A 14,691-nucleotide genomic window follows, 5' to 3' on the forward strand; every position below is an offset into this window, starting at 1 on the left:
AGGTAAGACAGATGAAACTAAATCGAGTTGTAGTAACAGGTTACGGATTGACCTCTCCTATCGGAAATACTCCAGAAGAATTTTGGAACAGTTTGCAAACTGGGAAGATTGGAATTGGAGAAATCACTAAGTTTGACCACAGCGAATTTGCTGTGCACAATGCGGCAGAAGTTCAAGATTTCCCATTTGATAAATACTTTGTCAAAAAAGATACTAACCGTTTTGACAACTATTCTTTGTATGCCTTGTATGCGGCTCAAGAAGCGGTGACAAATGCAAATCTTGATGTAGAAGCAATTGATAAAGATCGCTTTGGTGTCATCGTGGCTTCTGGTATTGGGGGAATTAAAGAAATCGAAGATCAGGTTATCCGTCTTCATGAAAAAGGTCCAAAACGCGTTAAACCAATGACACTTCCCAAAGCCTTGCCAAATATGGCTTCAGGAAATGTTGCTATGCGCTTCGGAGCAAACGGTATCTGTAAATCAATCAATACAGCCTGTGCCTCATCAAATGATGCCATTGGGGATGCCTTCCGCTCTATCAAGTTTGGTTTCCAAGATGTCATGTTAGTTGGTGGATCAGAATCATCTATCACTCCTTTTGCCATCGCTGGTTTCCAAGCTTTGACTGCCCTATCAACTACAGAGGATCCAACTCGTGCTTCTATCCCATTTGACAAAGACCGTAATGGTTTTGTGATGGGAGAAGGTTCAGGGATGTTGGTTCTTGAAAGCCTTGAACATGCTGAAAAACGTGGTGCAACTATCTTGGCTGAAGTAGTTGGTTATGGAAATACCTGTGATGCTTACCATATGACTTCACCTCATCCAGAGGGTCAAGGTGCGATTAAGGCCATGAAGTTGGCTTTGGAAGAAGCAGAAATTTCTCCAGAGCAAGTAGCTTACGTCAATGCCCACGGAACTTCAACTCCTGCTAATGAAAAAGGAGAAAGTGGTGCGATCGTAGCTGTCCTTGGTAAAGAAGTACCTGTATCTTCAACCAAGTCCTTTACAGGACACTTGCTTGGTGCTGCAGGGGCCGTAGAAGCAATCGCTACTATTGAAGCCATGCGTCATAACTATGTACCAATGACAGCTGGAACAAGTGAGTTATCAGACTATATCGAAGCGAATGTCGTTTATGGAAAAGGCTTGGAGCAAGAAATCCCTTATGCTATTTCAAACACTTTTGGTTTTGGCGGACATAACGCGGTTCTTGCTTTCAAACGTTGGGAGAATAAATAATTATGAATTTAAATGAGATCAAGGACTTGATGGCTCAATTTGACCAATCAAGTTTGAGAGAATTTTCTTATAAAAACGGAACGGACGAATTGCAGTTCAGTAAGAATGAAGCAAGAATAGCTTCTGAAGCACCAGCTCAAGTTGTTCCAGCGCCAGCTGCAGTGGTTGCTAGTCCAGTAGTTTCGGCCCCTTCAACTCCAGTAGAGAGTGCAGTGGAAGAAGCTCCAGCACCAGCTGAAACGACGGTTGCTCCAGAGGGTGATGTCGTTGAGAGCCCACTTGTAGGGGTGGCTTACTTGGCTGCTGGACCAGATAAACCTGCCTTTGTCACAGTCGGGGATAGTGTTAAAAAAGGTCAGACTTTGGTGATCATCGAAGCCATGAAAGTCATGAATGAAATTCCTGCACCTAAGGATGGTGTGGTGACAGAAATTCTCGTTTCAAATGAAGAAATGGTTGAGTTCGGTAAAGGATTGGTACGTATCAAATGATCGATATTCAAGGAATCAAAGAAGCTCTACCCCATCGCTACCCTATGCTCCTAGTGGATCGTGTCTTGGAAGTGAGCGAGGATACCATTGTTGCCATTAAAAATGTGACCATCAACGAACCTTTCTTCAATGGTCATTTTCCACAATACCCAGTCATGCCAGGTGTTCTTATCATGGAGGCCTTGGCACAGACTGCTGGTGTCTTGGAATTGTCCAAACCTGAAAATAAAGGGAAACTGGTCTTCTATGCTGGCATGGACAAGGTTAAGTTCAAGAAGCAAGTTGTACCAGGTGACCAATTAGTTATGACGGCTACTTTTGTTAAACGTCGTGGTACAATTGCTGTGGTTGAAGCAAAGGCTGAAGTAGATGGTAAGCTTGCAGCGAGTGGTACTCTTACCTTTGCAATTGGAAACTAAGGAGGTTCTCCATGTTTCGTAAAATTTTGATTGCCAACCGTGGTGAGATTGCGGTTCGCATTATTCGAGCTGCGCGTGAATTGGGCATTGCAACCGTAGCAGTTTATTCTACTGCGGATAAGGAAGCTCTTCACACACTCCTAGCGGATGAAGCTATCTGTATCGGACCTGGTAAGGCAACAGAGTCTTATCTAAATATCAACGCTATTTTATCTGCTGCAGTCTTGACTGAAGCAGAAGCCATCCACCCAGGTTTTGGTTTTCTTAGCGAAAACTCCAAGTTTGCCACGATGTGTGATGAAGTAGGGATTAAGTTCATCGGCCCTTCTGGTGCTGTGATGGATACCATGGGAGATAAGATCAATGCGCGTGAGCAAATGATCAAGGCTGGGGTTCCAGTTATTCCAGGATCTGATGGTGAAGTTCACACGGCTGAAGAGGCGCTTGCAGTTGCAGAAAAAATTGGCTATCCAGTCATGCTTAAGGCATCGGCAGGTGGTGGTGGAAAAGGGATTCGTAAGGTTGAAAAGGCAGAAGACTTGGTCGCAGCCTTTGAGACAGCATCCAGTGAAGCTAAGGCCAATTTTGGAAATGGCGCTATGTATCTTGAGCGTGTGATTTATCCAGCTCGTCATATCGAAGTTCAGATTCTTGCAGATCAAGAGGGTCATGTTGTCCATCTTGGTGAACGGGATTGTTCACTCCAACGGAATAACCAAAAGGTCTTAGAAGAAAGCCCATCCATTGCGATTGGCAAAACTCTTCGTCATGAAATTGGTGCAGCAGCCGTTCGTGCAGCAGAGTCTGTAGGCTATGAAAATGCAGGGACGATTGAATTTCTTCTCGATGAAGCCAGTGGCAATTTCTACTTCATGGAAATGAATACTCGTGTGCAAGTTGAACACCCAGTCACAGAGTTTGTTTCAGGTGTTGATATCGTGAAGGAGCAGATTCGCATTGCTGCCGGGCAACCTTTACCTTTCAAACAAGAAGATATTGTCCTACGAGGTCACGCTATCGAATGCCGGATCAATGCGGAAAATCCAGCATTTAACTTTGCTCCAAGCCCAGGTAAAATTACCAACCTCTACCTTCCAAGTGGAGGAGTTGGATTGCGTGTAGACTCTGCAGTCTATCCAGGTTATACCATTCCTCCTTACTATGATAGTATGATTGCCAAAATCATTGTTCATGGGGAGAATCGTTTTGATGCTCTTATGAAGATGCAACGGGCACTTTATGAACTTGATATTGAAGGAGTGCAAACCAATGCAGACTTCCAGTTGGATCTGATTTCAGACCGTAGAGTTATCGCTGGTGACTACGATACTTCCTTCTTGATGGAAACTTTCTTGCCAAAATACCAAGAAAAAGAATAGACTTTCAAACAGTATGAGAACTAAAAGGGGGAGTTATGGCTCTATTTAGTAAAAAGGATAAGTATATTCGGATAAATCCTAACCGTTCCGTAAGGCAGAAACCACAAGCCAAGCCTGAGGTTCCGGATGAACTCTTCTCCCAGTGTCCTGGTTGTAAACACACCATTTACCAAAAGGATCTTGGGAGCGAACGAATTTGTCCCCATTGTAGCTATACTTTCCGTATTTCAGCTCAGGAACGCTTGGATTTGACGATTGATTCTGACAGTTTTGTGGAGATGTTTACAGGTATTGAAACTCAAGATCCATTAAACTTTCCTGGCTATCAGAAAAAACTTGCAACAATGCGTGAAAAAACAGGTTTGGATGAAGCAGTACTGACAGGTACAGCTAGCATCAAGGGACAAAAAGTTGCCCTTGGGATCATGGATTCAAACTTTATCATGGCTTCTATGGGAACCGTTGTGGGTGAAAAAATCACGCGCTTGTTTGAGTATGCAACGGTAGAAAACTTGCCAGTCGTTCTCTTCACAGCTTCTGGTGGAGCCCGTATGCAAGAAGGAATCATGAGCCTGATGCAGATGGCTAAAATTTCTGCGGCAGTTCAACGTCATTCCATGGCAGGACTTTTTTACCTAACTATTTTAACCGATCCAACAACAGGTGGGGTGACCGCTTCTTTTGCTATGGAAGGTGATATTATCCTAGCCGAGCCACAGAGTTTGGTTGGTTTTGCTGGGCGTCGTGTTATCGAAAATACAGTTCGTGAGACCTTGCCGGATGACTTCCAAAAGGCAGAATTTCTGCTTGAACATGGATTTGTTGATGCAATTGTCAAACGGAGAGAATTGCCTGAAACAATTGCTAAATTAGTAAGATTGCATGGAGGAAGTCGCGGATGAATATTGCAAAAATAGTCAGAGAGGCACGCGAGCAGAGTCGTTTGACCGCACTTGATTTTGCCAATGGAATCTTTGACGAGTTTATCGAATTGCATGGAGATCGCTCTTTTCGTGATGATGGTGCGGTCATCGGTGGAATTGGTTGGTTAGGTGACCAAGCAGTAACTGTAGTTGGTATCCAAAAGGGAAAAAGTCTTCATGATAACCTCAAACGAAATTTTGGGCAACCTCATCCAGAAGGCTATCGTAAGGCTCTTCGCCTGATGAAACAGGCAGAAAAGTTTGGCCGTCCAGTTGTGACTTTTATCAATACGGCGGGTGCTTACCCAGGTGTTGGAGCCGAGGAACGTGGACAAGGTGAAGCAATTGCCCGAAACCTGATGGAAATGAGTGACCTCAAGGTTCCAATCATTGCGATTATTATCGGTGAAGGTGGATCTGGTGGGGCCCTAGCTCTAGCCGTAGCTAACCGTGTCTGGATGTTAGAAAACTCAATCTACGCCGTACTTAGCCCTGAAGGATTTGCCTCTATCCTTTGGAAGGATGGAAGTCGTGCTATGGAAGCGGCGGAGTTGATGAAAATCACTTCACATGAACTCCTAGAAATGGGAATCGTAGACAAGGTAATCTCAGAAGCAGGGCTGTCAAGTAAAGAACTGCTAGGTTGCGTTAAAAATGAATTGCGTGCAGAACTAGATAGATTGCAAGAACTACCACTCGACCAACTTATCGAAGAACGTTACCAACGCTTTAGAAAATACTAAGAAAACTTAAAAGCTAGAACAATTTGTTCTAGCTATTTTGATAATAGAGCATGGATAAACATGAATACTCTAGATAAATAAGAAAAACAATCAATGGTCTATCCTCTATATTGCCCTAATAGAGAGTTTACCATTAGGAGAGAAAGAATGAAAAAGACAATACATTTAGGAATCTGTATGATTTTAATGTTCCTGTACATTTATTTAACGCCATTAGGGGCTATAACTCTAGCTAGAACCTTTGGTTTAGGAATGGACAGCTATATAATCTTCCTAGTTGGAGAAGTGTTGCTTATTTTCTTTTTATTCGTTTTGTGGTTGAAAAAGAAGAAGATGCTCTTTATCTTCGACAAAAAGGGTTGGCGCTGGTCTTATCTCGCTTTCTTAGTGGCTTGTTTCCTTATCTATTCTTTTTTAAATGGATTTAGAATGCAGAATATTCGATTGATTGACCATAGCTTTATTTTCCAAGACCTTATTTCAGAACTTTACTTAAACGGGAGAGAAACGACTCTATCAAGTCTTATATTTTTAATCTTTAACATTTCGATTGTACCTGTTGTTGAGGAGACAATCTATAGAGGTTATTTTATGAATACCTTCTTTCCGAAGTCGGAGTTTTATTTGGATGTGATCTTGTCTTCTTTCATCTTTGGGCTCAGTCACTTGGTTCTATCCCATCGTGACCCCATCAGTCTCATAATTTATAGTATTCTCGGTCTTCTATTTGCAGTCGCTTATCGAGTTACAGGTAGTCTTCGATTTACCATTGTTTGTCATAGTTTCTATAATGTTATTCCCTATGCTCCGTCGCTCTTATTTTATATCTATTATTTGATTTTTAGATGGTAGGAAATAAAGAAAAAGTGTTTGATAATTGTCAAACACTTTTTCTAATTTAATGGGAAGATAGAGAAATCTCTTTTATCAATTTCTTATTTCTCAATGAGTAAAGCTACCATTTAGGATGAAAAATTGACAGTTGAGGAGATAGGCTATAAAATAGACAAAAAGATGTATACTGTAGATGTAAGCTTACAAAAATTTATTTTAGGGAGCTACTTGATAGGACATGTACAGAAACATTTACAGTTCTTTCATCTGAGAACTTAGAGCAAGTTTCAGGTGGTGGCATGATTTGGTTGGTTGATGATATAAATTGGAGTTGGCCTTATGCTTATAGCATTGCAACTGACTCGAGTACAATATTGACTCATGCGACTAGACGTGGTTCTGTTATTGGCTATTGATAAATTAAAGGGGTAGGTATGAAAAAACTAGGGCATTTGGGAGTCTATACATCACTGGTATTTCTATCGGTTTATCTACCAGAGTTAGGGATTATGCATCTAACTAAGTTTTTAGGATGGGGGATAGATGGCTATTCTATCTTTTTAACAGTTGAAGTAATGGCTCTTTTGCTATTATTTATCTACTGGCTCAAAAAGAAAGAGATGCTCTATATTTTTGAAAAAAAGGGTTCAAAGAAGTCAAGATTCTTTTACCTTGTAGTTGCTCTAGTGGCTACTTATTTTGATCGTCAATTGGTGGATGCTTTTCAGTTACAGTTTCATCACCTAATTGATAATAAGTATATCTTTCAAGACCTTCTTTCGATTCTATACTCCAATGGGCAACCAACTTTTCTATCAACTGTTCTCAGTTTTAGTTTAACAGTAATCGTCGCACCTATATTAGAGGAACTGATTCATAGAGGGTACTTTATGAATACCTTCTTTCCCCAGTCCAAGTACTATCTGGATGTTATCCTATCTGCTCTTATCTTTGGACTTAGTCATTTGATCCTAACTCACCGAGATCCTATCAGTTTGATTATTTATAGTTTAGGCGGTCTCTTCTATGCCCTTGTCTACCGATGGACAAAGAACTTAAAAATTACCATCCTGTGCCATAGTTTTTTCAACTTTCTCATCTATGCAAAACCCATCTGGATTTTTGTTTATAATTATGTCTATTACCACTTTTTTAGATAGTGGAGGCAAAGAAAAAAGTGTTTGATAGATATCAAACACTTTTTCTATTTACTGTTCTTCTGTTACAAACTGGCTGAGCAGTCCGTTGATAAAACGGGCAGATTTTTGATCTGAGAAGTCCTTTGCAAGCTCGATAGCTTCATTAACCGCAACCAGCTGTGGGGTGTCAAATGAAGTGATTTCAAAGACTCCCAAGCGAAGGAGGTTTCTCTCCACGAGTGTTAACCGCTCGATGGTCCAACCTGCTTTTAAATGCTGTGTGATTTGCTTGTCTAGTTCTTCCTTTTTAGCCTGAACACCAGAAACTAGCTCTGTCAAAAAGGCTGGAAGTTGCACATCCGTATCTTCACGATCATGAGTATAGGCGAAACGACAAGCAGTTTCGACGTCCGTACCGAATTCAAGGCTCATGAGAGCTTGAAAAGCGCATTTACGGAGTTGGCGTCTAGATTCTAATAGTGGACTAGTCATTGAGGAAGTCCTCGTCAAATAGATCTTTCAATTCTGGTTTTGGTGTTTTATCTGGAACGATACCTGCAACGTGAATATTGATAGCAGCGAGTTCTACATCAGCCATATTACGAACTGCATCTTTAACAGCTTTCTGGATAGCAACAGCTACCTTAGGAACTTTTACTCCGTACTCAAGGTAGAGATAGATATCTGCTGTGAGTTCTTCGTCCACGTTTTTTAGATAAACACCACGACCGAGTGAAAGTTTTGAAAGGGTGTCAGATACTGATTTGTTTGAAAAAGAGTGAACACCCTCTACTTTTGCAGTAGCAATAGCAATGATTTTTTCAAGTACACGTGGGGCGATAACGATTTCGCCAAGTTGTTCTTCAATTCCCATAGAATGACCTCTTTCTAGAGATTAGGCACGAGAAACGTAAGTTCCTTCTGCAGTGTTGATAACGAGTTTTTGTCCTGCTTCGATGAAGTCTGGAACGTTTACGACAAGTCCAGTTTCCATCGTTGCTGGTTTACCAGAACCTGTAACAGTAGCACCTTTGATAGATGGTTGAGTTTCTGCAACTGTCAATTCAACAGTAGTAGGAACGGTAACACCAATCACTTCAGTTCCGTAGAATTGGATCTTCACATCTGAGTTTTCAAGGATGTAAAGCAATTCGTTTTCAACGTTGACTACAGGGATTTCGTATTGGTCGTAAGTTTCTGTATTCATGAAGTAAGCTGTGTCATCCATTTTGTACAGGTATTGAGCTGGGACAGTCTCGATGATGGCTTGTTCAAATTTTTCCTCTGGACGGTAGCTTGTATCAAATGTAGAACCAGTACGGACATCACGCAATTTCATACGCATGATGGTGTTTCCTTTACCTGGTTTGTGGTGGCTGGCTTCCAAAACGCGGATCAATTTTCCGTCAGCTGTTTCAAAGGTCATACCAGCCTTTAATTTACTTGCTTCAATCATGTTTTTACCTCTTTAATAAAATAATTTACTCTTTATTGTACCATAAAAGACAACATTACTCAAATGTCAGAAGGAGCTTGATTAGTTGACTGGTACGATATTTCCATCTTCGTCTTTGGTGACGAGGACGTATTTTCCATCGACTTCGATGTAAAAATTCTTGCTGGCAGTTTGCCCAGTGTTTTGAGCCGGTGCTTGATTTTGAACTTGTTGGCTTAGTTGACCACCGAGAGTTTGGCCAAGATTCATGCCCATAAACATGTTCATCCCATTGCCATTTCCTTCGTTTGCAGCTGCAGCAATAAGCGCTTCGTTGCGAGCACGGCGTTCTTCGATTTCAATCGTGTTGTACTTCATTGCCACGAGCTCGCTATCAAGCTTGCGAACGATATCAAGACTTTCTTGGTCGTAGCTGAGGTCCTCAAGCAAGATGTTAGTTGCTTCAATCCCGTAGAGACCTGTCCAAACCTTGTTGACCTCTTGTTTAGCGAGTTCGTTAAAGGTGTCTTGGTTGGCATTGAGACTATAGATATCAACCTTGTTTTCGTTGGTATATTTGGCAATGGCAATCGCAATTTTTGGTGCGATATTTTGACGGAGCGTTCCTTGAGCTACATCTTGGAGAGTAAATGGCTGTCCGTCAGTAATTTGACGGCTAACAGAACTTACGTAGAAGAGGACTGGGTCTGCTATTTTTACATCAAACAAGCCATAAAAACGGATGTTGAGCAGTTGTTGGTAACGTTCGCTGAAATATTCGACCGCATTTTGTGTGCCGAACTTATTACCTGCAATAGGTTGCATGCGGATAAAGATAATTTCCTGTTGGGTGATGACTTGTCCACCAAAAGAGAAACGGTTTTTAAAGTTTTCCCAAGTGCCTTTTAAACCACCTTTTTCAAGGAGCCAGGCGTTATCACCAGCTTGCCATTCGTGGCTACCAGCTTCGAGGACTTCACCAAGGAAGGTACCGTTGTTTACCAAAACAGCGGTATAACCTTGAGGAACGATAACCACACTGCCATCTGACAAGAGGCCTGTATTTTGATTGCTGTGACGAGAACGTCCATCTGGGTCTTTTGTGAGTAATTGACCCTTGACGGCCAAGGCATCGCCAGAGACATTATCTGGAAGGACAATGGCTTCCTTGAATTTACTATCATTAAAACTATTTAAGCCTGCTGATAAGGCTGCACGTATAAATCCCATAATTCCTCCTAATTATAAAGCTCGTCTTCATCCACAACATCATAGGTATCGAGTACCCATTGGTTTGGACTGCGAGAGAGATTGGCACCACAGTAGTCGCACTCGCTAACTGCAGAGATTTTCAAAGGGGCGCCACAGTTTGGACAGTGGTCGCTCACAACTTCGTCTGGATTGACTGCTTGCGTTTGGCTACCGTGTTGACGGATAAAGTTTAATTGATACACAGTGAAGAGATCTTTTTTAGGGTCTCCTTCAATGACACGGCGAGTCTCATCGTCAATGACATAGTCTCGTAAAATTGATGATAGAATCACCACTAAGGTATCGTTTCCGTCAGGATTTTCAATAAACTCCTTGATGCGAACATTTTCGATACAAACTTTCTCTAAAACATTAGTTGTTTTAGCACGAATATGGTCTTCGAGTTGGGCACTGTGTTGGGAGTAGAGACTGGTACTTTCTATAGCGCGGACAGAGTTCCAATTTTTCTCAGTCCAGGCAACCTGCAATTTAAGGTAGACTTCCTTAACCCAAGATGTGAAAGCTTCCGCGTCAAAGTTTGGATCTCCGTATTTCACAAGACTAATGGCCCGTGTGTTGTGTTCAACTCGACGATGGAGCGTTTGAGAATCATTACTAGTGTCTGTTGAACTTGAATCTTCTGAGTTATTCTTCGAGGCTTTAAAGATACTAACTAGGAAAACTCCTGCGACAACCAGGAATACCAATCCCATTTCGAATGAGTTGGTAGAGCTACTAGAGGATGATCCATATCCAGAGCGGTAGTAGTGGTAGGATGATCCGCCAGAACGACTTCCACCTCCACTTGAGCGGCTGCTACTGCGGCTGCTCCCTCCACTTCTGGAATGCCCGACACCTGCATCAACGATTTGAGGCACGGATAGAAAAACAAGTAATAAACAGGTCATTAAAAGAGCATAAAACTTTTTCATGTGTCTCCTAACTATATGATTGAAAAGGTAGAATTCTGAATTCGAATGATTATTAAACTATTAATAACCTTTAAAATAATCTAAGATATACTAGGCGTTATTTACTAGCATTTAGCTTCTTTATGGAATGGCGCTCGATGAGCCATCCCACAATCCACCCTATTGCTAGCAAGTAATTTTCAAAAGCACCGATAGCATTTACAGGAGAGTGATACTCCATATAATTGAGTAAGTGATTTGTTCCTATTCCAATTCCGCCAATAATGAGAGCAAGAAGTGCGATTCGTAGATAGAACCAATCGTATTTAATATTGACAGCGAGAATAATAATCAATACAGCTAAATTCCATATTCCAATTTCTCGTTGCCAACCAACAGATATTCCGTACCCGGAGTGGCTTCCCATGTACGATGGAAAGAAAATTTGTAGTATAGAAGCGCCTAACATAGCGATGATGACTAAGACAAATAGCAATCGTAAAAATTTGTTCATTCATTCCCCTTGTCTCATTCTCGTTTTAAAAGTAAAAAAAGTGTTTAAAGAGTAAATTACTCACTTTCTTTCAACTTCGCCAATTCCTGTGCAAGGAGTTTAAGGGCAACTTGTGGGTTGGCTTGGCCTTTAGTTGCCTTCATAAGGAATCCTGTGAAGGCCTTGTCTGCGTTGCGTTTGCCTGACTTGAAGTCGGCAACGGCAGCTTCGTTATCCGCAAAGACTTGGTGGATGATTGGGATCAAGACATCTGGATCAGAGATTTGCACCAAGCCTGCTTTTTCCACGTATTCACGCGCGCCACCGCCATTTTTAGCCAGGTGGACAAAGACTTTCTTGGCAATCTTGGAAGAGATCGTGCCGTCTTCGATGATGGCAATCATTTCAACCAAGTTTTCTGGTGTCAATTCGATTTGTTCCAGTGTTTTACCTTCGGCGTTCAAGAACTGAGCGACTTCGCCTTGGAGCCAGTTAGAGACTTGTTTGGCATCACCACCGAGTGCAACAGCTTTTTCAAAGAAGTCAGAAGTGACTTTGTTTGCAGTCAACTGGCTAGCATCGTAGTCTGACAAGCCAAGGTCAGATACGTAGCGCGCACGGCGTTCTTTTGGAAACTCTGGCAATTCTGTACGCATTTCCTCAATCCACTCATCTGAGATTTCAAAGAGTGGTAGGTCTGGTTCGGGGAAGTAGCGGTAGTCTGCAGCACCTTCTTTGACACGCATGAGGATGGTTGCTTTGTTGGCTTCATCGTAACGGCGTGTTTCTTGGCGAATTTGACCACCTGAACGAAGGATTTCGGCTTGACGTTGCACTTCGTATTCAAGACCCTTACGGACGTTAGAGAAGGAGTTGAGGTTCTTTAACTCAGTCTTGGTACCGAATTTTTCTTGACCATAAGGACGAAGGGAGATATTGGCATCCACACGCATAGAACCTTCTTCCATCTTAACGTCAGAAATACCAGCGTACTGGATGACTTCCTTGAGGGCAGTTAGATAAGCATAGGCTTCTTCTGGCGAGCGCATGTCAGCCTCAGATACAATCTCAATCAATGGTACCCCTTGGCGGTTGAGGTCAACATAAGAGTAGCCATCTGTACCGTGGGTGTTTTTACCAGCGTCTTCTTCTAAGTGGGCGCGTTCGATACCGATTTTCTTGGTCGTACCGTCTTCTAGCTCCACTTCAATCCAGCCGTTGTAGCCGATTGGCTCATCAAATTGAGAAATTTGGTAGGCTTTTGGATTATCAGGATAGAAGTAGTTCTTGCGGTCAAAGTGCATCTTTTTGTGGATGTCCATGTTAAGGGCAAGAGCAGCCTTGATACCAGCATCGACAACACCTTTATTGAGAACTGGAAGTACTCCTGGGAAGGACCAGTCAATCACGTTGGTGTTGGCATTTTGGTCATTTCCAAAGTGGGCAGAAGTAGGTGAGAAGATTTTTGAATTGGTGTTGAGCTCTACGTGGACTTCAAGTCCAATGACTGTTTCAAAGTTCATTAGTTATCACCTCCAAAAATCACGGGTTGTTGTTTGTGGTAGTCTGTTGTTGCTTCAAAGGCAGCAGCAACTTGGTAAATGGTTTCCTCATAGTATTTAGGACCGATCAATTGGAGACCGACTGGGAGACCTTGAGAGAATCCAGCAGGAATTGAAATTCCTGGGAGACCTGCTAAGTTGACTGGGATGGTCAAAAGGTCAGCCAAGTACATGGCAACGGGGTCATGGTTGAGGGAATCCAAGTCATAGGCAACGCTTGGAGCAGTTGGTCCCAAAATCAAGTCGTAATCCGCAAAGACTTTTTCGAAATCTTGGATGATGAGGGTACGGACCTGACCAGCTTTCTTATAGTAGGCATCGTAGTAACCTGATGAAAGGCTAAATGTTCCAAGCATGATACGGCGTTTCACTTCTTCACCGAAACCTTGGCTACGGCTGTTTACATAGATTTCATCAAGATTCGTCGCATCATCTGCGCGGTAGCCGTAACGGATACCGTCAAAGCGTTGCAAGTTTGAGGAAGCTTCAGATGAAGCAATAATATAGTAAACGGCAACACCGTATTTAGAGTGAGGAAGGCTGACTTCTTCGACGATGGCACCAAGTTTTTCAAAGTGTTTAGCGGCATTCAGAATGGTTTCCTTAACCTCTGGGTCAATCCCTTCACCAAGGTATTCCTTAGGCAAAGCAATTTTCATTCCCTTGATGTCTTGACCAATTTTTGAAGTAAAGTCGGCAATGCGGACAGGAGCAGAAGTAGAGTCTTTAGCATCTTCGCTGGCAATCGCATTGAGCAAGAGGGCATTTTCTTTAACAGTTGGTGCAAAAGGTCCAATCTGGTCTAATGAGCTACCGAAGGCAATGAGACCGAAACGTGAAACCGTTCCGTAGGTTGGCTTGAGACCAACGATCCCGTTGAAGGCAGCAGGTTGGCGGATGGATCCACCAGTATCAGAACCAAGAGATAAACGGACTTGACCTGAAGCTACAGCTGCGGCAGAACCGCTTGATGAACCACCAGGAACCTTGCTGTGGTCCCAAGCATTTTTTGTTGCGCCGTAGTAGGAAGTCTCACCAGAACCACCCATGGCAAACTCGTCCATGTTGGTTTTTCCGACAACAATCATACCCTTAGCTTTGGCATTGGCAACGGCTGTCGCATCAAAGATTGGCTCGTAGTTGTAGAGCATTTTTGAGGCAGCAGTTGTGAGGATGCCGTCAGTAGAAATATTATCCTTAACAGCCAGTGGAATTCCTGAAAGGACATTATCCGCGTCAATTCCAGCTTCATCAATGGCTTTAGCTTGAGCAAGGGCTTGTTCTTCAGCGATAGTGACAAAAGCATTGATAGCTTTCTCGCGAGACTTGATATCTTCAAGCGTGGCTTGTGTCAATTCAGTAGCTGAAATCTCCTTAGATACAAGGAGGTTGTGCAAGTCTTCAATAGTTTTGTTATTAAAAGTCATTAGGCATCTCCTCCATCATCTAGGATAGCTGGTACCTTGATATAGTAGTTTTCTTTTTCAGGTACGTTTTTAAACAAACGGTCACGGTCCGTTCCCTCTTCGGCCACATCAGGGCGGAGTACGGTCTTGCGGTCTGCCATGGTCGTAGTAGGTGCGACACCAGTTGTGTCGACTTCGCCCAGCAATTCAACCATGTCAACAATTTTAGACAAGGTTGTCGCAAAGGCAGCAGTTTCTTCTTCAGAGAATTTTAATTTTGAAAGATTGGCAACGTGTGTTACCTCTTCTTGCGTAATTTTCATCTTGCATCCTTTCGTGAAATGATGATTTTTAGTCTGTTCTATTTTACCATATTTTCCTATAAATAAGGGAGCCAAACTGAAAAGAAATAGAAATTGAAAAATCGCTTTTAATTCGCTATAATGGTTAAACTAGAG

At 42.3% G+C, this 14,691-nt stretch carries 17 protein-coding genes; 8 read left to right on the forward strand and 9 right to left on the reverse strand.

Translation table 11 applies throughout. The features are described 5' to 3' along the window. The first annotated feature begins 11 nt into the window (after positions 1–11). From fabF to M1F63_RS02170, 8 genes are all read left to right on the forward strand, one after another. Complete coding sequence (fabF, locus tag M1F63_RS02135) at positions 12–1,247, forward strand: beta-ketoacyl-ACP synthase II (RefSeq protein ID WP_049478074.1); 1,236 nt, start codon at positions 12–14, stop codon at positions 1,245–1,247. Positions 1,248–1,249: 2 nt separating this feature from the next. After that, positions 1,250–1,738, forward strand: a complete 489-nt coding sequence (gene accB / locus M1F63_RS02140) for an acetyl-CoA carboxylase biotin carboxyl carrier protein (RefSeq protein ID WP_247940608.1) — start codon at positions 1,250–1,252, stop codon at positions 1,736–1,738. Then, positions 1,735–2,157 (forward strand): 3-hydroxyacyl-ACP dehydratase FabZ, encoded by a 423-nt coding sequence (gene fabZ, locus M1F63_RS02145; RefSeq protein ID WP_000565515.1) that lies wholly within the window; start codon positions 1,735–1,737, stop codon positions 2,155–2,157. The genes accB and fabZ overlap by 4 nt, the downstream gene beginning before the upstream one ends. Positions 2,158–2,168: 11 nt before the next feature. Further along, a complete protein-coding gene (gene accC / locus M1F63_RS02150; protein ID WP_000488663.1) occupies positions 2,169–3,536 on the forward strand; it encodes an acetyl-CoA carboxylase biotin carboxylase subunit in 1,368 nt (455 codons plus the stop codon). A gap of 35 nt (positions 3,537–3,571) precedes the next feature. Beyond that, positions 3,572–4,438: an acetyl-CoA carboxylase, carboxyltransferase subunit beta gene (gene accD, locus M1F63_RS02155; RefSeq protein ID WP_247940609.1), complete on the forward strand. Its 867-nt coding sequence runs from the start codon at positions 3,572–3,574 to the stop codon at positions 4,436–4,438. Then, positions 4,435–5,202 carry an acetyl-CoA carboxylase carboxyl transferase subunit alpha gene (locus M1F63_RS02160; RefSeq protein WP_001017372.1) on the forward strand — a complete coding sequence of 256 codons (768 nt, stop codon included), beginning with the start codon at positions 4,435–4,437 and terminating at the stop codon, positions 5,200–5,202. The genes accD and M1F63_RS02160 overlap by 4 nt, the downstream gene beginning before the upstream one ends. Before the next feature lie 147 nt (positions 5,203–5,349). Then, positions 5,350–6,054, forward strand: coding sequence for a CPBP family intramembrane glutamic endopeptidase (locus tag M1F63_RS02165; protein ID WP_247940610.1), 705 nt, complete (start codon positions 5,350–5,352; stop codon positions 6,052–6,054). Between the two features lie 416 nt (positions 6,055–6,470). Then, entirely contained in the window at positions 6,471–7,196 is a 726-nt protein-coding gene (locus M1F63_RS02170; protein ID WP_247940611.1) for a CPBP family intramembrane glutamic endopeptidase, read from the forward strand. Positions 7,197–7,244: 48 nt separating this feature from the next. On the opposite strand, the gene nusB is transcribed toward M1F63_RS02170, so the two are convergent. The 9 genes from nusB to gatC form a co-directional block, all read right to left on the reverse strand. After that, positions 7,245–7,667, reverse strand: coding sequence for a transcription antitermination factor NusB (gene nusB, locus M1F63_RS02175; RefSeq protein ID WP_000203659.1), 423 nt, complete (start codon positions 7,665–7,667; stop codon positions 7,245–7,247). Continuing rightward, positions 7,660–8,049 carry an Asp23/Gls24 family envelope stress response protein gene (locus tag M1F63_RS02180; RefSeq protein ID WP_000510584.1) on the reverse strand — a complete coding sequence of 130 codons (390 nt, stop codon included), beginning with the start codon at positions 8,047–8,049 and terminating at the stop codon, positions 7,660–7,662. The genes nusB and M1F63_RS02180 overlap by 8 nt, the downstream gene beginning before the upstream one ends. A 21-nt stretch (positions 8,050–8,070) precedes the next feature. After that, entirely contained in the window at positions 8,071–8,631 is a 561-nt protein-coding gene (efp, locus tag M1F63_RS02185; protein ID WP_000568640.1) for an elongation factor P, read from the reverse strand. 81 nt (positions 8,632–8,712) lie between these two features. Continuing rightward, positions 8,713–9,840 (reverse strand): SPFH domain-containing protein, encoded by a 1,128-nt coding sequence (locus M1F63_RS02190; protein ID WP_000505819.1) that lies wholly within the window; start codon positions 9,838–9,840, stop codon positions 8,713–8,715. An 8-nt stretch (positions 9,841–9,848) separates the two neighbouring features. After that, positions 9,849–10,793 carry a zinc-ribbon domain-containing transport protein gene (locus M1F63_RS02195; protein WP_111466702.1) on the reverse strand — a complete coding sequence of 315 codons (945 nt, stop codon included), beginning with the start codon at positions 10,791–10,793 and terminating at the stop codon, positions 9,849–9,851. Positions 10,794–10,890: 97 nt separating this feature from the next. Further along, positions 10,891–11,286, reverse strand: a complete 396-nt coding sequence (locus tag M1F63_RS02200) for a hypothetical protein (RefSeq protein ID WP_247920599.1) — start codon at positions 11,284–11,286, stop codon at positions 10,891–10,893. A 56-nt stretch (positions 11,287–11,342) separates the two neighbouring features. Further along, positions 11,343–12,788 carry an Asp-tRNA(Asn)/Glu-tRNA(Gln) amidotransferase subunit GatB gene (gene gatB / locus M1F63_RS02205; RefSeq protein ID WP_001008649.1) on the reverse strand — a complete coding sequence of 482 codons (1,446 nt, stop codon included), beginning with the start codon at positions 12,786–12,788 and terminating at the stop codon, positions 11,343–11,345. Continuing rightward, complete coding sequence (gatA, locus tag M1F63_RS02210) at positions 12,788–14,254, reverse strand: Asp-tRNA(Asn)/Glu-tRNA(Gln) amidotransferase subunit GatA (protein ID WP_247940612.1); 1,467 nt, start codon at positions 14,252–14,254, stop codon at positions 12,788–12,790. The genes gatB and gatA overlap by 1 nt, the downstream gene beginning before the upstream one ends. Continuing rightward, positions 14,254–14,556, reverse strand: coding sequence for an Asp-tRNA(Asn)/Glu-tRNA(Gln) amidotransferase subunit GatC (gene gatC / locus M1F63_RS02215; protein ID WP_000705412.1), 303 nt, complete (start codon positions 14,554–14,556; stop codon positions 14,254–14,256). Before gatC ends, gatA begins: the two co-directional genes overlap by 1 nt. Positions 14,557–14,691: the final 135 nt, after the last annotated feature.

It is taken from the genome of Streptococcus oralis (assembly GCF_023109155.1).
GTDB lineage: Bacteria > Bacillota > Bacilli > Lactobacillales > Streptococcaceae > Streptococcus > Streptococcus oralis_BZ.

What these genes read in the sequence shown, in the direction of transcription:
- fabF (WP_049478074.1), top strand. Translation starts at nt 12, where the DNA reads ATGAAACTAAATCGAGTTGTAGTAACAGGTTACGGATTGACCTCTCCT.
- accB (WP_247940608.1), top strand. Translation starts at nt 1,250, where the DNA reads ATGAATTTAAATGAGATCAAGGACTTGATGGCTCAATTTGACCAATCA.
- fabZ (WP_000565515.1), top strand. Translation starts at nt 1,735, where the DNA reads ATGATCGATATTCAAGGAATCAAAGAAGCTCTACCCCATCGCTACCCT.
- accC (WP_000488663.1), top strand. Translation starts at nt 2,169, where the DNA reads ATGTTTCGTAAAATTTTGATTGCCAACCGTGGTGAGATTGCGGTTCGC.
- accD (WP_247940609.1), top strand. Translation starts at nt 3,572, where the DNA reads ATGGCTCTATTTAGTAAAAAGGATAAGTATATTCGGATAAATCCTAAC.
- M1F63_RS02160 (WP_001017372.1), top strand. Translation starts at nt 4,435, where the DNA reads ATGAATATTGCAAAAATAGTCAGAGAGGCACGCGAGCAGAGTCGTTTG.
- M1F63_RS02165 (WP_247940610.1), top strand. Translation starts at nt 5,350, where the DNA reads ATGAAAAAGACAATACATTTAGGAATCTGTATGATTTTAATGTTCCTG.
- M1F63_RS02170 (WP_247940611.1), top strand. Translation starts at nt 6,471, where the DNA reads ATGAAAAAACTAGGGCATTTGGGAGTCTATACATCACTGGTATTTCTA.
- nusB (WP_000203659.1), bottom strand. Translation starts at nt 7,667, where the DNA reads ATGACTAGTCCACTATTAGAATCTAGACGCCAACTCCGTAAATGCGCT.
- M1F63_RS02180 (WP_000510584.1), bottom strand. Translation starts at nt 8,049, where the DNA reads ATGGGAATTGAAGAACAACTTGGCGAAATCGTTATCGCCCCACGTGTA.
- efp (WP_000568640.1), bottom strand. Translation starts at nt 8,631, where the DNA reads ATGATTGAAGCAAGTAAATTAAAGGCTGGTATGACCTTTGAAACAGCT.
- M1F63_RS02190 (WP_000505819.1), bottom strand. Translation starts at nt 9,840, where the DNA reads ATGGGATTTATACGTGCAGCCTTATCAGCAGGCTTAAATAGTTTTAAT.
- M1F63_RS02195 (WP_111466702.1), bottom strand. Translation starts at nt 10,793, where the DNA reads ATGAAAAAGTTTTATGCTCTTTTAATGACCTGTTTATTACTTGTTTTT.
- M1F63_RS02200 (WP_247920599.1), bottom strand. Translation starts at nt 11,286, where the DNA reads ATGAACAAATTTTTACGATTGCTATTTGTCTTAGTCATCATCGCTATG.
- gatB (WP_001008649.1), bottom strand. Translation starts at nt 12,788, where the DNA reads ATGAACTTTGAAACAGTCATTGGACTTGAAGTCCACGTAGAGCTCAAC.
- gatA (WP_247940612.1), bottom strand. Translation starts at nt 14,254, where the DNA reads ATGACTTTTAATAACAAAACTATTGAAGACTTGCACAACCTCCTTGTA.
- gatC (WP_000705412.1), bottom strand. Translation starts at nt 14,556, where the DNA reads ATGAAAATTACGCAAGAAGAGGTAACACACGTTGCCAATCTTTCAAAA.